We start from the raw sequence: 20,017 nt of genomic DNA, 5'->3' as shown, positions 1-20,017 counted from the left end.
CGTAGAAAAAAAGATCATCTCGAAGTTAACTTCAGATGGTCTTTTTTTTGCTTACCATGCTACGAAAGAAGTCAGTAACCAGCGTCAAGACTTTGTAAGAAGCTGTTAATTGTAATTAACAGGCTACTTCTTCCATTCACTCTCCATATCTTGATCTAACGCAATGTTTCCAATCTAAACAGCACTCATAATCTGACCTTATAGTAAGCCTCGAATGGTTCGAGGTTTCGGTGGACGTTAGATAATAAGAGCACTCAGGAAAAAAAGTGTCTGCAAGCGTCTTTTATCACAATCAAATGAATAGGTTGAAGTCATTATGATTAACGAAGCTGTAGTGGAACTATCGCGGTTTCAGTTTGCTTTTACTGCTCTGTATCACTATTTGTTCGTCCCTTTAACGTTAGGGATGGCTTTCTTACTGGCCATTATGGAATCCGTCTACGTGATTACCGGTAAGCAAGTTTACAAAGATATGGTGAAGTTCTGGGGTAAGCTGTTTGGTATTAACTTTGCGCTAGGTGTAACAACAGGTTTGACGATGGAGTTCCAGTTTGGGACGAACTGGTCTTACTACTCTCATTATGTTGGCGATATTTTTGGTGCACCTTTGGCGATCGAAGGTTTAATGGCTTTCTTTCTTGAGTCAACATTGGTTGGTTTATTTTTCTTTGGATGGGATCGTCTTAGTAAAGTAAAGCATTTAATGGTGACTTGGGGTGTAGCATTAGGTTCTAACTTATCGGCTTTGTGGATCTTAATCGCCAATGGCTGGATGCAAAATCCAGTGGGTTCCGAATTCAACTACGAAACCATGAGAATGGAGTTAGTGGACTTTGGCGCGTTAATCCTTAACCCTGTGGCGCAGGTGAAATTTGTTCATACTGTTTCTGCGGGTTATGTTACTGGCGCCATGTTTGTTCTCGTTATATCAAGCTACTACCTATTAAAAGGCCGTGATCTTGAATTTGCTCGTCGATCATTTGCTATCGCAGCGGCGTTTGGTTTGGCATCCATCATGAGTGTTATTCTGCTTGGTGATGAGTCAGGCTACGAGCTAGGCGAAGTTCAAAAAGTCAAACTCGCCGCTATCGAAGCAGAATGGGAAACGCAAGAAGCGCCAGCTGATTTCACTTTGATTGGCTTCCCAAACCAAGAACTCCAAGAAACTGAGTATGCGATAAAGATTCCAGGCTTAATGGGCTTGATAGCGACGCGTTCTCTTGACAAAGAAGTAGAGGGCATCAAAGAGCTAAAAGAGCATAATCGCCAGCGTATTATCAATGGCATTTATGCCAACCAGCTGCTTGAACAGCTGCGAAGTGGTTCAACAGACCCGCTTGTTAAAGCGAACTTTGAAAAAGTAAAAGACGATCTAGGTTATGGTTTATTGGTCACCGCATTTAATGAAGACATTAACAAAGTAACCTCTGAAGAAATCGATATGGCAGTAGACTACTCAATTCCTGAAGTCGCGCCACTGTTCTTTGCATTTCGTATCATGGTGGGATGTGGCTTCGTTATGTTGTTCGTTTTCGCTGCTGCATTTTATCAAAACGCGCGTCGCCGCATCGGAAATAACCGTACTTTCTTAAAGTTCATTATGTTGTGTCTACCACTGCCTTGGATTGCGAATGAGGCGGGTTGGTTTGTTGCAGAATATGGTCGCCAACCATGGGCAATTGGTGAAATTCTCCCAGTGCATGTTGCTGTATCCAGTTTAACAGCGACAGAAATTTGGATCACGATTGCAGGTTTTGCTGTGTTGTATACCACGTTCTTGATTGCTGAAATGTACCTGATGATTCGCTTTGCGAAGCAAGGCCCTTCAAGCTTGCACACAGGACGCTACGCACTTGAACAAGAAACAGCTCAGCTAAAGCAGGAGGTGTAAGATGGATTACGAATTATTAAAAGTTATTTGGTGGGTACTGATTGGCGTTTTGCTGATCGGGTTCTCCGTTACTGATGGTTTTGATATGGGCGTCGGTAGCTTGCTAAAAATCATTGGTGGGACGGATTCTGAACGCCGTATTATGATCAACTCGATTGCTCCTCACTGGGATGGCAACCAAGTTTGGTTTATCACAGCGGGTGGTGCTTTGTTTGCGGCTTGGCCTGTGGTGTACGCGACGTCGTTTTCGGGTTTTTACTTTGCGATGATGTTGGTTTTGGCAGCGTTATTCTTCCGTCCAATCGGTTTCGACTACCGCTCTAAGCTGGAAAATTCTAAGTGGCGCACGACTTGGGATTGGGGAATTGTGTTTGGCTCCGCTGTTCCGCCGATTATTTTCGGTGTGGCATTTGGTAACTTGTTGCAAGGCGTACCGTTTCAGTTTGACCAATTTCTACGCGTGACTTACACAGGCTCTTTCTTTGGCTTGTTAAACCCCTTTGCGATTCTGTGTGGCTTGGTCAGTCTGATGATGTTGATGACGCAAGGTGGTGCTTGGTTACTAATGAAAACCGATGCTAATCTGCATCTTAAAGCGAGCCGTGCCACTGCTATAACAGGTGCATTGGCTGCCGTGTTTTTTATCGTAGCGGGTATTTGGTTAGCATTGGGTATCGACGGTTATGTCATTACCAGTGCAATTCAAACGAATGAAGCCATTACGCCATTAATGAAAACCGTTGAGCTGCAATCAGGCGCTTGGTTAGCAAACTATGAAAAAGTACCTGCACTTATGTTGGCACCTTTAGTTGGCATTGCTGGTATGTTGTTTGCGGCACTTGCCGGATTGATGAAGAAAGGTGCTTTGGCGTTCTTGAGTTCGTCATTGGGTATTGCGGGCATTATTATCACAGCGGGCGGTTCCATGTTTCCGTTCTTGATGCCTTCTTCTAGCTATCCGAGCATGAGTTTGACAATGTGGGATGCAACCTCCAGTCAGCACACTATGATGATCATGTTTGTGGTGGCTTGCATCTTCGTGCCTATTGTTTTGGCATACACATTGTGGAGTTACTTAGTGATGTATGGTCGTTTGACGAAGAAACACATCGAAGAAAACAATCATTCACTGTACTAGTCATTGTCTAAGTAAATAGAGCTCACCGAGCTCTATTTTAGAACGAAAAAATAGAGGGGTAAATTATGTGGTATTTCGCTTGGATTCTAGGTGTTCTACTGGCTTGTTCGTTTGGAATTATTAATGCTTTGTGGCTCGATTTTAAAGGCTATGAAGGCGAAGAGGAGCAGCAGTAACCCTTATGTCAACAATGAAAAGGGCAAAGAAGACAACTCGACCTGGTCGAGTTAAAACACCTGAAGTGGCTTTTTTAGAAAAATTAGCGGGTCAACAATCAACGAAATACCGCTTAGCGAAAGGCTTTGGTGTACTGTTTGCGATAGCTTTGGTGTTGCAAGCTTGGGCATTAGCCAATGTTTTTTCTGACATGGCACTGCATCAGTCTTTTTCGATGTCCTTTTTAGTGTTGGGGTTGTTTGCTTTATTAGTGCGCGCCCTCGCCAACTTTGGCCGAGAGCGCGTGTGCGCGAGTGCAAGCCGTGACATACGTTATGGTTTACGTCGCATACTGTTGTCGCACCTTACTGAACTTGGGCCAGCGCGCCTAAGAATAGAAGAGGATGCGGCGTTGTCGACTCGTGTGTATGAACAAGTCGATGCCCTAGACGATTTCTACAGCCGCTATAAACCTCAAGTGTTTATGGTGATGCTCATTCCTTGTGTGATTTTGTTGTCTGTTCTTCCCATTTCTCGAATTGCTTTTTTTGTCTTCATGCTGACAGCGCCCTTGGTAATTGTCTTCATGATTTTCGTAGGTCATAAAGCCGCCCAAGCCAATCGTCGTCAATTTGGTGTATTGGCCATGTTATCCAATCAGTTTATGGATTTAAGTCAGGGGCTCGCGGAGTTAAAACGCCTTAATCAGACCGATCAAGCCAGAGTCCGCTTGTCAGAAAGTGCGACGAATTATCAAAAAACAACCATGAGCGTGCTGATCTTAGCGTTTTTATCGACCGCGACATTAGAGTTGTTTGCTTCGTTGTCGATTGCAATGATTGCTTTGTATTTGGGGTTGGGGTTGCTGGAACTTTTGCCATGGCAAGTAGGTTCGTCACCTGTGACCTTGACTCAAGCGATGTTTTTATTGCTGTTGGCCCCCGAGTTTTATTTACCGCTTCGTCAGCTGGGTAATGATTATCACGCTAAGCAAAAAGCCGAAGCGGCCGCCACAGATTTACTCGAAATACTCAATGTATCTGTAAATCAAGGTGTGGCTAAAACCACAAAAACAACGGATGCCGCAGACACAGTTCCATCGTCTCAAAAAGTGGATACTAAAGACTTACTCCGTTTTCAGAAACTAAGCTGGCTTGACGCCGGTCGCTATCGATTTGCCCCTATTACTGCCAGTATTCAGGCGGGGGATCGCGTGTGGTTAAGCGGTGAATCGGGTGTGGGAAAATCCAGCCTGCTGCATTTGTTGTTAGGATTTGAAGAAAAATATCAGGGCGATTTTTTAGTGAACGGCCAGCCATTTCGTTCAATCAACCTTTCTGCTTGGCGCTCAACATTGGCTTGGTTACCTCAAACACCAGAATGGGTAAACGGCAGCATTCGTCGTAACTTATTATTGGGGATAGATACACCGAGTGATGTCGCCTTACGGGCTGCCTTAGTACAAAGCCAATGTGATGAATTTATCGACGTGTTACCAGCGGGGTTAGAAACAAAACTGACTGAATTGGGTTCTGGGCTTTCTGGCGGTCAAATGCAGCGCTTGTCTATTGCTCGGGCATTATTGTCTAAAGCCGATGTTTGGCTACTGGATGAGCCTTGCTCTGGACTAGACAAAGAAACGGCACAAGCCGTATTAGTGACATTGGAGCGCGCCTCCAAGGGCAAAACCTTACTCATCGTAAGTCACGATACACACCCTATTGCATGGGCGAATAGACATTGGGTGTTAACATCAGGAGGTTTGCATGAAGCGACTGTCTAATAAAACCGCGAAGTTATCACTTAAGCGCCTTTTACTGGCTAATCCTTGGAGTTTTGTGATTCCCATTTTACTGGGTGTATCGGCCAGCTTAGCAGGTGTGGCCTTGCTGGGAATTTCCGGCTGGTTTATTTCAGCAACTGGTCTAGCTACTGCATTTGGTGTGGGTGTTTTTTTTAACTATTTAACCCCAGGTGCCATTATTCGCTTCATGGCAATTGTTCGTACTGCAGGGCGTTACGGTGAGCAAGTCAGCGCGCATAATCACTTGCTTAGCTTGCTGCGCACTTTACGGCTGTGGGTGTGGGACCAGCGAGTCGCAAAGGACGCGGCGAATTTGCACGAGCAAAGCCGAGGAGATTTGCTGCAACGCCTAGTCAGTGATCTTGATCAGATTATTCGTTGGCCCTTGGTGGTTTTTCTTCCTTGGTTGTATGCGCTAGTGGCGTATCTTGCCGTGGCCATATTGGCTTACGTGATACTGCCAGATTTGCTGTGGCCCTTGGCTATCGCGGGGACTTTTCATGTGTTAGTCGTACCCTTTGTTTGCGGTCGAATTGCCAGTCACTCAGTTCATGTCGGGCAGATTTTAGGCGTTCATCGTCGCAGCCGCTTTGTGAGTTTGTTTTCGGCTCTGATTACGCTCACTATTCGTGGTCACTGGAAAGATTATTCGCAACGTCTTGCTCAGTTAGACGAAAAACAGCGACATACGGAAATGCGCATACAGCAAGCGGTCACCCTAGGGCGATTGTTAGCCTATGCCGTGACTATCCTCTTATTGATGAGTAGCATCCTATTATTGGCAAGTACTGATCCACTGTCTGGCCGTTGGGTACTGATCAGCAACGTACAGGGAACTTGGGTGGTCGGTTACATATTGTCTTTATTGGCTGTTAATGAACTTGTGTTACCTCTGGTCCAGTCTTTTGTTGCACAAGGTCAATCACAGGTGGGGCTGCGCCGTCTTAACCAATTACATCACGACGCTCTACCACAAAAAGTGAGTAGCACGGATGCCATCCAGCGCATAGAATGCAAAGAGTGGCGCGGTTTTCATGGTTCCAGTGGCATGGGAAATAAGGTACTTGATTTGACCGTAGAGTCAGGTGAACAGGTATGGGTTCGAGGAGCAAGCGGCTCCGGTAAATCCACCTTGTTGGCCTCACTAGCGGGTGACTGTTTGTCGTCCGGGAACGCCTTTATTAACAATGAGCCCTGTGAGTTATACAACAACTTAATGTATCAAACTCGACTCAGCTATTTGCCACAATCCCCTTACATATTCCAACAAAGCATTGCCGCAAACCTATTACTGGGTAACCCAGAGGCTTCGGACGAAACACTCTGGGCCGCTCTGCGGGCTGTTGCTTTGGCAGATTGGGTAAAAAGTCTCCCCAACGGTTTAACAACACTGCTCAGTTTCCAGGGGCGCAATCTATCGGGCGGACAACGTAAACGCCTCGCTTTAGCCCGTTTATTGCTTCGAAAATCTCCGGTGTTACTACTGGACGAACCTTTTGATGGGCTAGACAAAGCCACCATTGAGACGATTTGTCACTCGCTACAGAACGACTACAAACCGGATATTTTGATCCTCGTCAGCCACGTTGGGAGTCGCATCGGCGACAGCTCAAGAGTCATAGAACTCTAAGTTTTCTCCCCTTTCTTCAAGGGGACGAAAGCTCTTTTTCCCTCCCCTTATGTCTTCCAAGGGGAGGGCTAGGGTGGGGTTATTTTCTTCTTTGGGTTCTATTCAAACACTTTGTATTCCCAACCTTTTTTCCGCACTTTAATTCAGGGAAAAGCTGAGCGGGTAACTTTTTGCAAGCGCCCAAAAAGTAACCAAAAATTCGCTTTAAGATCTTTAATGCCTGATTTTCCTCATAGGAGCATGATTGCTACCTACGCTCGTTATATCATAAGGCATGGATTGCCCATTTGGCGGGAGACAGCTCTTCAAACAATTACTCTGAAACTCCATAAAGTCGCGCAACTTCGTCGCGTCGAACTGACTTTATCGTATCTATTCGTGTAAAACCAAAGCGTAGGGCATCATGTGCGCAGCGTAATGTGCCGATTGAAAGCGAAGCTTTCTTTGTTGAATGCACTTTTAATACGATATGAAACAGTAAAGCGCGAGGGTGAAAATATCTGCGATTGTTGATTATAAAGGTTTAAATTTACTCTATCCCCAACTATTATAGATATTGTATAAAGTACTAGCTTCTAGTCACTTAAAGGTACATATAAGTACTGTATGTGGGATATATATTTGTATATTGAAGTGTTTATTTATTTTTGGCTTTTTTTTGATCTAATGCTTTTTTAAAGTAGTGCTATATTGTTAGGCGTGTTAAAAAAAAGATTGATATTTTATACTGTAAAAAAATACTTTATTTTTCTCTAGAATATAACGGATTATTAATGATCATTCGAAGTGTGAAGATTAACAGAAAAGAGCTTTCTTTAGTAGATGAGTCTTATTCAAAGGAAAGAAATAACTATACGATTCTTGTTGGAAGTAATGGGACAGGGAAAAGTCGAATGTTGAGGCGAATCGTTAATGGAATAAGAAATAACAATTTGTCTTATAAGACTGTCCCAATTAAATATGGTAAACATGCTGAAATAGAATATGAAGGGGATGTTCTTTCAATATATTCTTCGTCTTCTGAAACTAACTCTTATATTAGAACTGAAAAAAGTGATATGGATGCTAAGAATATTGATTGCAATGTTATAGCTGTTACAACTACGCCTTTTGATAAGTTCCCAGTACCCTCAAGAGCCAATAGGCTTCGTTGGATTGAAGAGTCGGAAAATTATAAATACATTGGTCTTAAGGTATCAAAGAATTCATTAAATGAATCGAATTTAGTTGATTTGCTGGCAAAATCCATGATGACTAGTTCGAAGATATTTGAAAACAAGAAGTTATTTTCTCTTTTAGGTTTGACTCCAGAGTGTATTGTCAACTTTAAAAGTAAAATGTCTCTTTTCTGTGGTTTCGATTCTTATTCTGAATTTTGCAAAGAGTTTAAGCAGAAGAATGTAAGCTTATATCATTACTCTGATGGCGATAATAATTTTTTAAGAGAGGTTTATAGTGCTTATCAAGATTACAGTGATTTGATTAAAGATACATATTATAGACCTAATGGTGCGGAATTTATTGGTTTTAGTCTTTCATCACACAACCTTCCTGTGAGTAGTTTAATTTATTTGATTGATCTAGGGGTTGTAAGTGTACAAAAAGTTTCATTTTTAGATTCAGATTCTAAACTTATCAGCTTATCTGATCTGAGTTCTGGCCAGAAATGTATGATTTTAACCCTTCTTAATATATCTGGCGCGATTCGAGATGGGTCGATTATTTGTATTGATGAGCCCGAGCTTAGCTTGCATCCTAAGTGGCAAATGAGATACATGAAGGTCTTAATTGAATTCTTTAAAGACTTTAAGAAGTGTCATTTTATTATTGCTACCCATTCACCATTGATAATTTCAGAGCTATCAAGCGAAAATTGTTTTGTTTTGAATATTGATGAGGGCGTCTCTAAAAAATCTACTGATTATCAACATATGTCTTCAGATTTCCAACTTGTTGAGGTGTTTGGGATGGCTGGAAACAATAATGAATACCTAAATAGAATTGTAGTTACTCTTTTGTCAAAATTGAGTAGGTACGGAAGTCTTGATAAAGATGATCAAAAAAAACTAAAGAAATTGAGGGATGTCTCTGAACAGTTAGATGAACAGGATGATGTTAAGGTATTAATAAATCTTCTTTTTGAATCATGGAAGAAGGTGTCGAAATAATGCTTGAGAAAGTAACTTATACAGATGAAGAAGATCTTTTTATAAAACAGAAAATATTATCCGATGACTTTTCATCTAATTCTTGGTCTGACTTAGATATCAGTGGTTTAAAAAATAAAATTAAAAAACACTACATTAAAAAGCAAAAATATATATGTCCATTTTGTAGGCGTGAGAATAGGTCAAATCATGGAAGGAGTTGGGACATAGAGCATATTATACCTAGGGCTAAAGTTCCTAATTTTATGTTTGAACCACTGAATTTATGTGTAACATGTATTGAATGTAATGGTTCAAAATCTGATAAAATTGTAACAAATAGTAATGCAAAAATACATTATCCTATTGAGAGTAGATTTTACCATATAATTCATCCTCATTTTGATACTTATGAAGATAAAATATTGGTGATAAAAGAAGGATTCTATTATATAGCTCTTACTGAAAAAGGAGAGAAAACAATAGATTTATATAGGTTGAATAGGTTTTATATATTTAGTGATCTTGATGATAGAGATACTTATGATTATAAAATTCACTCTTTGTCTAGTGCTTTACTTGGAACTGAAGATATATCCGAGAAGGCTGCAATACTTCGGGAATTGGCTTTTTTGGCAACTAAGGGGGCACAGAATTTAAATTATGAAATTGTAGGTGAATAAAGTAAAAAATAATCCCTGTAATAGAAAAATTAGGGTTAGATTTAAATGAAAATTAATAATTTAGAGTCAGATAAAAAAATAGGACAGCTTTTAATCTGACCCAAACACCCCCAAGAATCCCAACATTCCACATCAAACCGGAGACAAAATGGATTTAGTCTTACCATCCTCAAAATATATCCCAAGCTATAACGAGTACATCAAAGAGTTGGGTGATGAAGTTCGTTATCCTTTTCTTATGGGTTTTGATCATCAAGATTTTGATGCACTTTTAGCGAAGTTGTCTGATTTTTCCTTGGGTATAAATCTGCCTGACGGTTTTGTGCCAAGTACAACCTTGTGGCTTGTTGAAGGCGATCAGTTACTTGGTGTGACGAATTTACGTCATTACCTTAATAGCGATATAGAAGAATGTGGTGGCCATATTGGATTAGGTATTCGTCCGTCTTATCGAGGCAAAGGTTTGGGTAAGTTGTTAATGAAGCTGTCGATAGAAAAGCTTAATGCTATGGACGTAAGTGTTGTTCATATTCACTGCTATAAAGATAACTCCGCATCGGCCAATACGATTATTGCTAATGGCGGCGAGTTAAGTTCTGAGCTGATTTTGGATGGTAAAGTGGTTCAACGGTATCGAGTCAGTTAAATGGAATCAGGTGCAAATAAGACCTAATTTTCATCTGGTCCAAACGGCACTTCAACTCAAGCTTTTCACATTAAACCAAAGACAAAAACAGCGTTAGGCTTACATCCTCAAAACATATCTCAAGCTATAACGAGTCCATCAAAGCGTTAGCTGATGAACTCGTTTCCTCCCTCTAGTCCCTCTCCATTTTATATAATCTCATTGACTTTCTTCTGTTCTTTATATAGAACGTTCTTTATATAGAACAAATTTGAGAGGTATGATGAATAAACCCATTCTCGGCTCCTTGGGTCGAAATATACAAAAGTTACGTATGGCAAAGGCGCTGTCTTTGTCTCAGCTGGCGTTAGATGCGGGACTGGCGAAGTCGAACTTGTCTCGTATTGAGCAGGGCGATGGCAATCCGACTTTAGAAACGATTTGGCGGTTGGCGGTGCAGCTGGATGTGCCGTTTGGAGATTTGGTTGCCAGTGTGGAATCCCCTTTGGGAGAAAACGGTGTGCAGGTTAGGCTGATTGATCAAGGCGACGACAACCCGAGGGTGGATGTGTATTGGATGTCTTGTGCGCCCAATACCATTAAGCAATCTGAGCCGCATATTGCTGGCACGACAGAAGCCATCACCTTAATCAGTGGGAAATTGCTGGCGGGTGAAAATGATGACTTGCGCTATTTAGACATTGGTAAAACGCATACGTTTGCCGCCGATGTGCCGCATCGTTATCAAACAGACGATTCATGGGCGACCTTAATGATGGTCATTACCTACGCTAAACAGGAATACGCTAAACAGGAGTTGCAACCATGAATACAACAACTCAAACCCTTGCAGGAGCGCCTTGGAAACAAGGCGTTAAAGACGCGATTCCGCTGCTTGGCGGTTACATTCCGGTGGCGATTTCATTTGGTCTTATTTCGGTTCAGTCTGGTTTTAGCGTACTAGAGACCATTCTGATTTCTACGTTTATTTACGCTGGCGCATCACAGTTTTTGTTTGTTGCCATGGCGGCTTCTGGCGCACCGCTCTGGTTAGTGGTCATCATGACCTTGTTGATTAATGCAAGGCACGTCGTTTATGGTCCAAATCTCTCACCCTTTTTAAATCAAGATAAGAAGTGGTTGCCATTGATGCATGGTTTAACGGATCAAATTTTTGCGCTTGCCCATGCCCGTTTGCCTCAGTTGCCTGGGCAAGCAAGGCTAGGCTGGTACACGGGGGCGGCGGTGTTAGCTTGGTTAAGCTGGATCGCGGGGACCGCACTGGGTGCTATTGCGGGTGGAGAGTTAACGCAACGTTGGCCGTTGATTAATGATGTTCTGCCTTTTGCACTGCCGGCGCTTTTTTTCGTTTTGATTATTCCGCGTTGTAATAATCGCTTATGGTCTCTGACCATTGCGTTATCGGCTGTTACCGCTGTTATTTTGAAAATGTCAGGGTACCCAAATGTTGCCATTCCATTAGCGGCGATGAGCGGTGCAGTGCTATTTTTCGCGCTAAAAAACCAACCTATTGTGGGAGAACATTAAGGTATGGATACATCTATGTGGCTGGCACTTGTCAGCATTGCCATTGGTACGTATTTGATTCGTTTGTTGCCGTATATGTGGATGAAGCGAAGCTTGGCAAAAAGACAAACGGAAGACGGAGTTGGCTCAATGCCGACTTGGTTAACCATATTGGGGCCCACCATGATCGCTGCTATGTTTGGTACTTCTTTGGTTCCGGCTCATTCTGATGTTGTGTCTTGGTTTGCCACTGGGGTCGGGATATTGGTCACCTTCGGCGTTTGGACTCGCACCCGATCGATGGGGTTGCCCATTTTATGTGGGGTCGTGGCATTTGGTGTTATAAGGTTGCTTTTGCCAGTGAGTCTAGTTTGATGTGGCTATATGACGTGCCCAAATCATTTCCCGCTCTGGATATGAATAGTAACTTGCTTCTACACCCTGTACATTAGGTACTCGACCTATTCATTTTTTAAGGTCCTTATTGGCTATTCATAAAGCCTACTGTGTTTTCCCTGCAATGTTGGCGTTCAAATAGGAGTGCTCAATGCAAGCTAAGTTTACCGTTCAAATTGATTCCTTTCAAAAAATTAGCAAGATTCCAAATGCGTGGTCTGTTAACGATTACAAAGCGCTTCTGACGCTGATGGATTTCGATGATGATGTCGACGCCATGGATGCGGCAGAGTTAAGAGAGATGTGCGTGATGTCGCTCAATGATCTTGAACCTGCGGATGCGGCAAAGGCTGTGTTAACGCATTTATTCCCTGAGTTAGCAACAGGCAAAATAGATCAAATCAGCCACGATATGCTGGATGATCGTTCGTGGGAAGAGTACCCGGATTGCTTGTTTCATGAGCGTTTCTTTAGTGCTTATGCCTTGTTGCGCGAAGCCTTTAATGGCACCTTCGCGAAGCCTACGGGTGTTGAGTTGGCCATTACGGTTGCTGCAGACCATGATGAAGATATGGCGATTTTTGATGAGTCGTTACATTCTTCTATTGTACGTTTATTGGCGAATGGGCAGGGCGATGATGCGTTAATCAATCGTTTATACGAAGATCAAATCAAAGGCACGCACTTCCCAGAAGCACCGGGCCTTGTATGGCAGTTAAAGCAAGTGGCGGACGAAGGCACAACTCGCCAGTTTAGCTTGGTTAGCTCCTATTTTTGGATGGAGAACTTCGAGCAGGTGGAAAGTTTTGAAGCTGAATCTCATGCGGATGAAGAAGAATAGCTTAGTGGTGTGACTTTAATCAGGCTACTAAGCCAGCAAAAAGCGGATCAAATGATTCGCTTTTTTCGTTTTCGAGGTTGGCAAACATGCCGTATTTCGATTTAATCCCGTTCTGTTTATGAATGAAAGCACTTAATCACGAGGCTCAAAATGACCAATTCACCGATACAAATAGTTTGTCAAAGCTGCACGACCAAAAACCGTGTACCGAAAGACAAGCTGGGCAATAAGCCTCTTTGTGGCAAGTGTAAGAATCCTGTTCTTTCTACCAGTCCTGTCAAAGGCAGTGATCAAAATTTTAGACGTTATATTACAGACAATGATTTACCTGTGATTGTCGATTTTTGGGCGTCATGGTGTGGACCGTGTCAGCAATTCGCGCCTGTTTTTGAACAGGTAGCCAGTGAGATGTCGACAAAAGCGTGTTTTGTGAAGCTAGATACAGAGCAGAACCAAACGACGGCAAGCGGCTTTAATATTCGTTCCATTCCGACTCTGATGATATTTCATCATGGCAAAGAAGTGGCTCGTTTATCCGGTGCGCTACCGAAAGTACAATTCAAACAGTGGTTAGAGCAAAATTTGCCTGCTGTTTGAGTAGGGAGATTCTTGCTTTGCATTAAGTAATCCATTGGATTACAATTTTCTTTATGCAGAATACTATTACCGAATTACCAGAATACATCAAACGGGCGGATTCTTTGCTTTCTGAATCTGAACGTAAGGCTGTAATAGATTACCTTTCTGAACATCCAAAAGCTGGGGATGTTATGGATGGAACTGGTGGCATTCGTAAGCTTAGATGGAGTCGTGGCAATACAGGGAAGAGTGGTGGTGTTAGGGTGATTTATTATTACCACGACGAGAGAATTCCCCTTTATCTTTTAACTATGTTTGGGAAAAGTGAAAGGGCAAATTTATCTAAAACGGATAGAAATTCTCTTGCTAAATTAGTTGGCATACTTGTTTCAACTGCTTTGGAGAAAAATTATGACTAACGCGTATGAAAGTATTGCTCAAGGGCTTCAAGAAGCAATTGACCTAAACAACGGCAAAGATATTGCGGCTAAAACACACCGTTTAGAATCTGTTGATGTTGCAGAGTTACGTCGCAACCTTGGCTTAACTCAGATGGAATTTGCTTCGAAGTTCTGTATTAGTGTATCGACTTTACGGCATTGGGAAAGAGGCGATCGTACACCGCATGGGCCAGCATTAGCGTTATTGAATGTAGTGGCAAAAGAGCCACAAGCTGTGATGCGGGCGCTTGCTTAACACAGCATTCTGTTTATCTTTTTTTGCCTATCTATTTTGATAGTATTTTTTGATACCCTCAGTTTCAAGCATGAACTTCAAATCTCAAAATACATTTCTACAAACTTCTCGTATAACGCTTCTTCGGTTTCGCGTCTGTCTGGGTCGGGTTTAACACAATCGATCGGGCAAACGGCGACGCAAGTGGGTTGGTCGTAGTGACCAACACACTCTGTGCATTTGTCTGGATCGATGACATAAATTTTGGCGCCCATGGTGATGGCCTCGTTCGGGCATTCTGGCTCACACATGTCGCAGTTTATGCATCGGTCGTTGATGAGTAATGCCATGTCGTCGCCTTTATGCAGTTGCGCTAGTGTGCGGTTGGCGAGTGGTTTGTCCTTCCGCTAGATTTCTTAGCAAGATGCCCATAGACGCATCGATGTCTTGTGGACAGGGTAGTAACACTACGTGACCGCTGCCTTTGGCCACGTCGATAGGGTGGCCGTGTTTATCGTTCAGCTCGCTTAATTGAAAGGTGATATTGCCTTTGGGTGTCATCAATTCCAAAGAGTCGCCCACACTGAAGCGGTTCTTCACCTCGATGGTGAGTGAGTCCTTGTTGGTGGCGATGACTTCACCAACAAACTGTTGTTGTTCACTAATGGAGTTGCCTGTTTCGTAGTTTTGCAAATCCACATGACGGTGGCGTTGTAAGAAGCCGTCTGTATAGCCTCGGTTGGCGAGGTTTTCTAAGCTGCTCATCAAGCCTTTATCAAAGTGCTTCCCTGCCACGGCGTCATTAATGGCTTGGCGGTAGATTTGTGCGGTTCTGGCGCAATAGTAAAACGATTTAGTGCGGCCTTCGATTTTTAATGAATGTATGCCCATTTTGACCAGACGTTCGACGTGCTGAATAGCGCGCAAGTCTTTCGAGTTCATGATGTAGGTGCCGTGTTCGTCTTCAAACGCGGGCATGTATTCGTCTGGACGGCCGCGTTCTTGCAGTAAAAAGAGCTGATCGCTTGGCTCTTGAATTTGCACCGAAGCGCTACTGTTGGCGATGATCTGACCTGTTTCGTCTTGTGTTGCTTGGTGAGCATTGTATTCCCAGCGGCACGCATTGGTGCAAGCGCCTTGGTTTGGGTCGCGTTTGTTCATGTAGCCCGATAACAGGCAGCGACCAGAGTAAGCCATGCACAACGCGCCATGAACGAAGACTTCCAACTCCATATCTGGGACTTTTAAGCGAATTTCTTCAATTTCATCTAGCGATAATTCGCGCGATAAAATCACGCGGGAAATGCCTTGTTGTTGCCAAAATTTCACGGTCGCCCAATTGACTGCATTGGCTTGTACCGAGAGGTGAATGGGTTGATCGGGGAAGGCTTCTCGCACCATCATAATGAGCCCTGGATCGGACATAATGAGGGCGTCTGGTTTGAGGTCAATCACTGGTGCCAAGTCTTGCAAATAGGTTTTCAGTTTTGCGTTGTGGGGTGCGATATTGCTGACCACATAGAGCTTTTTGCCCAGCTCATGTGCTTCATTAATGCCAATGCCAAGCTTTTCCAAATCAAACTCGTTATTGCGTACTCTTAATGAGTAGCGTGGCTGTCCTGCGTAGACCGCATCTGCGCCATAGGCGAAGGCATAACGCAGGTTTTTTAATGACCCCGCTGGAGACAATAATTCTGGTTTAGCGTTTTTTTCTTGAGACATGTGGTTCACCGATTGATCAAAACGGGCGGAGTTTACCTGCGTGTTGATTGAACTCAAGCGATCACATTAAGATTGGTTGGCTAAGTGAGCTGCGTTTGATTTAGGTCAAATATCGCGACAAATACAAAAAAAAAGCAGAGCCAATGCTGGCCCTGCTTTTAAGCGATTTTTCATTGGTCGCTATACGGACATAGTCGATTATGCGTCCGCTGATGCTACGCTATGAGATTTAATGTAACTTAAAATGGTGTCTTTTAACTGTAAACGGTGTTTTTTGAGCTGCTCTTCTTCCAGTGTCGTAGACGGAACAATTTCTTGCTCCATCTTTTCTACGTTGTGAGTAAGCTCATGATATTCTTCATAGAGTTTTTTAAAATGAGTATCGTGCAGTTTAAGATCTTGAATGGCGCTTTTGTGTTCTGGAAATTCGTTGATCAAGCTGTGGTTTTCAATTGGCATAAAATGCCTCCTTTCTATGATTGGCTTACTTTGGATTCAGCGTACCTTAGTTTGATCTAGTGTCTCTTGATGTTGGTCAGGTATTGTTTCTTTTACACTTATATTAGTGGAGGGGATTGCTGAGAATTCAATGGTAAAGGGGCGAGGTTTCTATTCTCAGACCAAAAAGCCACGAATTCGTGGCTTTTGTTCTTTTATAGGACCGTCTATTTGTGGGCTAAGGTTAAAATGCTAAAAGTTTAATTCCACTCTTGGTTGACTGTTGCGGGATAGATCTACCTCGGGTGAGCACAGGAAGACACGAGAAGAATCTATCCCTTCACTGACCAAAAAGTCTTTTAGGTTCTCTGCCCTTTGTTGGGCGAGACGAATGGCGAAAGCTCGGGTGTCGTCGTCTAGTACAGAGGAAGGTTCCTCTTGTCCCACGTCTTGGTAGCTGGCCACACCACATGCCTTAAGTTGGCTGTCTTTTTTGTCCATCATAAGTGCCGTAAGTTGGGATAAAAAATCCGTGTTTGCGTCGCTAAGCTCACTTTGTGTGGCATCGAACATGAGTGGCTCGACACGGATTCTAAGCAGCTGTTCACCCGCAAATTGCGCGATACTGATTACATTGGCGTAGGGCACGAACGTTTGCATAAGATAGCTTGTTGAGGCGCTGTATAGGGCTTTTTTAAGGGGCAAGAATAAGAAGTCCTGCCAGCCAAACGATGGATTATCAATATCGCCACTGAGCGGAATATCTAGGTCAATGTTGTTGTTGCTGTCTTTTAAAATGCCTACGGCAATGTTTAGTGGTACCGCGCCCGCTTTGACCACGGAATTGCTTTCTTGACGTCCACCTAAGTCGAGCTCCCTTAATAAAATGCGCGATTGACCGTTCAAAATACCGTCGTCAATGTCCAATGTAAGGTCTAAATCCAGTTGCCCTGAGTCTATTTGGTAACCTAATACATTAGATATATAAGGCGAATAGGGCGGTAATTCCGCTTCGCGCAAAATGATATTCGTGTTTAATGTGAGTTTTTCTGCCAGCGGCCATATCATGGTATCGGCTTTTAATTTGGTGTACTTACCATGACTTGCCATCACAGTAAAAAGAGTCTCTTGATCTTTATCCTGAGTATTCAGGTCCCGAATAGAGAGGGCTTCAATATTAAGAGTGCGTTGCAGTGTGGCTGGAATACTTTCATCTTGGAGGTAAATACTGGAATCGCCAGTGGTGTCCAGTGCCTTCAAAATCACATAATAGGGCACTTCTAAAGATGACTCAGCAGCGAGTGGTTGTTCAGAACGGGTGGATTGCTCGGCATCAACTTGTTCCGCTGAGGCGTCGGCCTCTTGGAGTATGAGGTTGTCCAGCTGTTGGTTTTCGTTTAGCAGCAGGTTGGCTTTGAGTGTATCTAAAGTGATTTGCTCGATCTTGGCACCTTCCTGAGTCGCGTTCAGTTGTCCTATCGTTATGTGACCTATGTGGCCAAGTGGAGGCAATGATGAGCCATCAACTAGGGTAAGTACTTCAGAGAAGATTAAGTTCTCCATATCAAACTGCGCCAATGACACAGTAAAGTCTTGCGCCTGTTGACGGAAAGACAGGTCATTAATGCTCGCCTTATTCCATGAGGCTAAGCGTTTTTCTTCTGACAGCTTGATGTCGAATCGTTCAGTGGAGACTTCAACCTCTGACCCATTAACGAGAAGGGGCTGCTGTGCATTTTGATCAATATTAAGGGCGCTTGCGGTGACATGGATGTCTTTAAACGACAGGGCTTTCTCATCGCTTAATACCGCTTCAAAATCGTCCAATCGCAAGACAAATTGCGAGTTTTGCACTGAAACAGTATCGATATTTTGCTGTACGGCCAGGTTACTGGATAGGGTGAAATCTTGGTAACGGACGCGATTTCCGGCTTGATTTAAACGTAATGCTTGGCTTTGCAAGTGTGTTGTTGCTGACGCGGCTAAAGAATTGTCCTGATTTACGCTCACAGTAAGATCATCAAGAGACAGATTACCCCGCTGATTTTCTAGGTCAAACTCAGCAGAGGACACTGCTAAGGCATCGACATTAAGTTGCGTCTCTTGCGTGTTGACGTTTAGCCCTAAATCTCCCTGCTCTAGGGTAACAGGAGAGGAAAAGACCAGCTTATCAAAAGCAGCCGTGGTTGGGGTATCATGGCTTGCGTTTTCTGCGGCGGGTTGAGTAAACGTAAAACCTTGAGTGTCTACCTGGCTAAGAAACGCTGCGCTTATGGTGCCATCTGAATCTAATGACGCAGAAAGGTTTTCCAATGCCGCATCGAACCTTGTATTTTCAATAGTAGCATCATTGAAATCTGCCACCATGTTGGTTAGCAGTAGCTGAGTTTTGCTGACATCTAATTCCGTAAAGCTTTCATCGCGCTGCAAGACAACGGGCAAACTAAAGGTCAGTAGTTCAAACGCCAACTGATTGTCGCCTCGGGATATTTGTGTTTGCTGTGCGTCCAGCGTCACCTCGCCACCAACGGATGTGGTTTCTTCTTTGTTGAGTTCAAGAGTTGTCGTTGAGTTAAGTGCTTTGCTGTCAACTCGTATATCGTCAAATATAACCAAAAGATCATTCAAACTCAGCTGTGTGCTGCGGACATTGATGGCAGATTGCTCTTTACTGTGCTGTGACTTGAACGGCAATGACAGGGAAAATTGGTCAAATGTTACCTGATTATTTTGTTGAACAAGGTTTGTTTGCGCGGACTCAAGACTGATATCGCCCTCAGCAGAGAAGGTATTGTCAGTGCGGTAGTTAAGCTGACTACTATTCATTTGCACTTTAGTGTCTGCTGTTGCAATACGAATGTTGTCATCAAGGCTTACGTCGAGCTGTGTCGTTTGCATTGAGAGTTCAAGATCAGTTAATGAAAACTGCATCAGGTCGCTGGCTAAATGTGATTGGGCTAAATTCGTACGACCTGATATAGAAAACATCCCGTCACCGGCATTAAATGGCGCGGGTAAAAAGTGGCGCACGCTGTCGATTGAGACTTGCGCTTCCTCTAACTCAAAACGACCATTGGCTTGAGTGGGGGAATAATCAAACTGGCTGTTAAATGCCAGTGTTGCCTCGTTGATTCCGCCAGAAAAAGCCATCTGCCCTTGCCAATCAAGGCCTTGCCCTACTATTTTTTCAAGTGAGATTTGATCGATCTTTAAGATGTCAGTTTTTGCCGGACGTGATAAATCCGTTTGACGAGACAAATCCATTTGGCTGTCTGACAAAGAAAAAGAGGGCAGTTTAATAGACCACGCTGTGGGCTGGTTTTGTGATTTCGCTTCGTCAGGTTCGCTTTCTTGAGGGCGGTCTTGAATGTCTTGATTGACGTAGTTCGATGTATTGATGCCTGCAATAATCCACTCATTTTCGCGTTGAGTCGCATCGATTCTAAGACCTTCAATATTGGCTTCAGTAACATGAAGGCGTTTGCTGAATAAAGGCCAAAATGCTATCTCAACGGTCGCCTTCTGGAGAGAAAAAGTCTGTTGTTCGGTATCACGAAAAACGAGGTTGCTTACCTCTATCCTCGGGGGAAAAAAATCCACAGATAAGCGGCCGATCTTAGCTTCGTTGCCCTGTTGCTCAACAAACTGCTTTAATGCATATTTGGCAACAAAGGGCGTTGCGATCCACAGCATGACAATGAGTGCCGTGATGATGGCAAAGGGGTAAAAAACAAAAAAACGAAAATGTCGTCGAGTCATCATACT

The 20,017-nt window shown here is 43.3% G+C and carries 19 protein-coding genes; 15 read left to right on the top strand and 4 right to left on the bottom strand.

Features of this window, described 5'->3' with window-relative positions; translation table 11 throughout:
* Positions 1 to 316 precede the first annotated feature (316 nt).
* From EBI00_RS04610 to EBI00_RS04540, 15 genes are all read left to right on the top strand, one after another.
* Positions 317 to 1,891 carry a cytochrome ubiquinol oxidase subunit I gene (locus tag EBI00_RS04610; RefSeq protein WP_123094741.1) on the top strand — a complete coding sequence of 525 codons (1,575 nt, stop codon included), beginning with the start codon at positions 317 to 319 and terminating at the stop codon, positions 1,889 to 1,891.
* 1 nt (position 1,892) lies between these two features.
* Positions 1,893 to 3,029, top strand: coding sequence for a cytochrome d ubiquinol oxidase subunit II (cydB, locus tag EBI00_RS04605; RefSeq protein WP_123094740.1), 1,137 nt, complete (start codon positions 1,893 to 1,895; stop codon positions 3,027 to 3,029).
* Between the two features lie 65 nt (positions 3,030 to 3,094).
* Positions 3,095 to 3,205, top strand: coding sequence for a cytochrome bd-I oxidase subunit CydX (cydX, locus tag EBI00_RS04600; RefSeq protein WP_123094739.1), 111 nt, complete (start codon positions 3,095 to 3,097; stop codon positions 3,203 to 3,205).
* A gap of 5 nt (positions 3,206 to 3,210) precedes the next feature.
* Positions 3,211 to 4,968, top strand: coding sequence for a thiol reductant ABC exporter subunit CydD (cydD, locus tag EBI00_RS04595; RefSeq protein ID WP_123094738.1), 1,758 nt, complete (start codon positions 3,211 to 3,213; stop codon positions 4,966 to 4,968).
* Positions 4,952 to 6,619 (top strand): amino acid ABC transporter ATP-binding/permease protein, encoded by a 1,668-nt coding sequence (locus EBI00_RS04590; protein ID WP_241556948.1) that lies wholly within the window; start codon positions 4,952 to 4,954, stop codon positions 6,617 to 6,619. Before cydD ends, EBI00_RS04590 begins: the two co-directional genes overlap by 17 nt.
* 773 nt (positions 6,620 to 7,392) lie before the next feature.
* The gene (locus tag EBI00_RS04585) at positions 7,393 to 8,787 is read left to right on the top strand and encodes an ATP-binding protein (RefSeq protein WP_123094737.1); all 1,395 of its coding nucleotides are present in this window, start codon (positions 7,393 to 7,395) and stop codon (positions 8,785 to 8,787) included.
* The gene (locus EBI00_RS04580) at positions 8,787 to 9,449 is read left to right on the top strand and encodes an HNH endonuclease signature motif containing protein (protein ID WP_123094736.1); all 663 of its coding nucleotides are present in this window, start codon (positions 8,787 to 8,789) and stop codon (positions 9,447 to 9,449) included. Before EBI00_RS04585 ends, EBI00_RS04580 begins: the two co-directional genes overlap by 1 nt.
* A 148-nt stretch (positions 9,450 to 9,597) precedes the next feature.
* Positions 9,598 to 10,095, top strand: a complete 498-nt coding sequence (locus EBI00_RS04575; RefSeq protein WP_123094735.1) for a GNAT family N-acetyltransferase — start codon at positions 9,598 to 9,600, stop codon at positions 10,093 to 10,095.
* A 262-nt stretch (positions 10,096 to 10,357) separates the two neighbouring features.
* The gene (locus tag EBI00_RS04570) at positions 10,358 to 10,903 is read left to right on the top strand and encodes a helix-turn-helix domain-containing protein (protein ID WP_123094734.1); all 546 of its coding nucleotides are present in this window, start codon (positions 10,358 to 10,360) and stop codon (positions 10,901 to 10,903) included.
* Positions 10,900 to 11,622: an AzlC family ABC transporter permease gene (locus EBI00_RS04565; protein ID WP_123094733.1), complete on the top strand. Its 723-nt coding sequence runs from the start codon at positions 10,900 to 10,902 to the stop codon at positions 11,620 to 11,622. The genes EBI00_RS04570 and EBI00_RS04565 overlap by 4 nt, the downstream gene beginning before the upstream one ends.
* 3 nt (positions 11,623 to 11,625) lie before the next feature.
* Complete coding sequence (locus tag EBI00_RS04560) at positions 11,626 to 11,976, top strand: AzlD domain-containing protein (RefSeq protein WP_123094732.1); 351 nt, start codon at positions 11,626 to 11,628, stop codon at positions 11,974 to 11,976.
* Between the two features lie 172 nt (positions 11,977 to 12,148).
* Positions 12,149 to 12,838: a hypothetical protein gene (locus tag EBI00_RS04555; RefSeq protein WP_123094731.1), complete on the top strand. Its 690-nt coding sequence runs from the start codon at positions 12,149 to 12,151 to the stop codon at positions 12,836 to 12,838.
* 150 nt (positions 12,839 to 12,988) lie between these two features.
* Positions 12,989 to 13,435 (top strand): thioredoxin TrxC, encoded by a 447-nt coding sequence (trxC, locus tag EBI00_RS04550; protein ID WP_123094730.1) that lies wholly within the window; start codon positions 12,989 to 12,991, stop codon positions 13,433 to 13,435.
* A 53-nt stretch (positions 13,436 to 13,488) separates the two neighbouring features.
* On the top strand, positions 13,489 to 13,836 hold the full coding sequence (locus EBI00_RS04545) for a type II toxin-antitoxin system RelE/ParE family toxin (RefSeq protein WP_123094729.1): 348 nt from the start codon (positions 13,489 to 13,491) through the stop codon (positions 13,834 to 13,836).
* A complete protein-coding gene (locus tag EBI00_RS04540; protein WP_123094728.1) occupies positions 13,829 to 14,113 on the top strand; it encodes a helix-turn-helix domain-containing protein in 285 nt (94 codons plus the stop codon). The genes EBI00_RS04545 and EBI00_RS04540 overlap by 8 nt, the downstream gene beginning before the upstream one ends.
* A 77-nt stretch (positions 14,114 to 14,190) precedes the next feature.
* On the opposite strand, the gene EBI00_RS04535 is transcribed toward EBI00_RS04540, so the two are convergent.
* The 4 genes from EBI00_RS04535 to EBI00_RS04520 all read right to left on the bottom strand — a co-directional run bounded on the left by EBI00_RS04535 (position 14,191) and on the right by EBI00_RS04520 (position 20,014).
* On the bottom strand, positions 14,191 to 14,442 hold the full coding sequence (locus EBI00_RS04535; protein WP_123094727.1) for a YfhL family 4Fe-4S dicluster ferredoxin: 252 nt from the start codon (positions 14,440 to 14,442) through the stop codon (positions 14,191 to 14,193).
* Between the two features lie 10 nt (positions 14,443 to 14,452).
* Positions 14,453 to 15,814 carry a prephenate-dependent tRNA uridine(34) hydroxylase TrhP gene (trhP, locus tag EBI00_RS04530; protein WP_123094726.1) on the bottom strand — a complete coding sequence of 454 codons (1,362 nt, stop codon included), beginning with the start codon at positions 15,812 to 15,814 and terminating at the stop codon, positions 14,453 to 14,455.
* A 198-nt stretch (positions 15,815 to 16,012) separates the two neighbouring features.
* The gene (locus tag EBI00_RS04525; RefSeq protein ID WP_123094725.1) at positions 16,013 to 16,273 is read right to left on the bottom strand and encodes an HP1242/YdcH family protein; all 261 of its coding nucleotides are present in this window, start codon (positions 16,271 to 16,273) and stop codon (positions 16,013 to 16,015) included.
* A 231-nt stretch (positions 16,274 to 16,504) separates the two neighbouring features.
* A complete protein-coding gene (locus EBI00_RS04520) occupies positions 16,505 to 20,014 on the bottom strand; it encodes a DUF748 domain-containing protein (protein WP_123094724.1) in 3,510 nt (1,169 codons plus the stop codon).
* Positions 20,015 to 20,017 lie beyond the last annotated feature (3 nt).

The sequence above is a fragment of the Marinomonas hwangdonensis genome, from assembly GCF_003721245.1.
Taxonomy (GTDB): domain Bacteria; phylum Pseudomonadota; class Gammaproteobacteria; order Pseudomonadales; family Marinomonadaceae; genus Marinomonas; species Marinomonas hwangdonensis.
Note: the sequence above shows the minus strand (reverse complement) of the source record. Positions and strands in the feature narration are given on the sequence as shown.